The organism is Streptomyces sp. 5-10 (assembly GCF_014712245.1).
GTDB lineage: Bacteria > Actinomycetota > Actinomycetes > Streptomycetales > Streptomycetaceae > Streptomyces > Streptomyces violaceusniger.
Window position 1 is genome coordinate 1 of record NZ_JACVYG010000229.1, and the last position, 595, is coordinate 595.

Genomic DNA, 595 nt, shown 5'->3' on the forward strand with positions numbered 1-595 from the left:
CGAAGAAATCGTCGTCCGCGCCGATCCGCGGTACGTCCAGCACGTGCGCGAAGATTCCGCACAGGATCTCCTCACGCACCGAGGCCGGTCCCCGCGCCGCATCCGCCCTCGCCGTGGCGGTGTAGTCGGGTGCGGGCAACGCGGCCCGGTCCAGCTTCCCGTTCACCGTCAACGGCAACCCGTCCAGCACCACCACAGCCGACGGCACCATGTAGTCCGGCAACCGCTGCCCAGCCCATCCCCGCAGCTCCGGCACGAGGTCACCGGCTGCGGACCTTTCATCGGGCACCACATAAGCCACCAACCGCTGATCACCAGGAGCATCCTCACGCACCACGACCGCCACCCGCGCGACACGCTCGTGCCTGGACAGGGTGGCCTCCACCTCACCCGGCTCGATCCGGAACCCACGCACCTTCACCTGGTCATCTGCCCGGCCGACGAACTCCAGCACACCGTCCGCCGTCCACCGCACCACATCCCCGGTGCGGTACATCCGCTCACCGGGCGTGGTGGCGAATGGGCAGGCCACAAATCGCTGCCCCGTCAGACCCCTGCGGCCGAGGTAGCCACGGGCGAGTCCGGCACCGGCCAC

General features: G+C 69.6%; 1 protein-coding gene. It reads right to left on the minus strand.

Translation table 11 applies throughout. The features are described 5' to 3' along the window. Positions 1–595 (minus strand): AMP-binding enzyme (locus tag IEJ02_RS47940; RefSeq protein WP_191070525.1); only part of this gene is annotated, 595 nt, incomplete at both ends.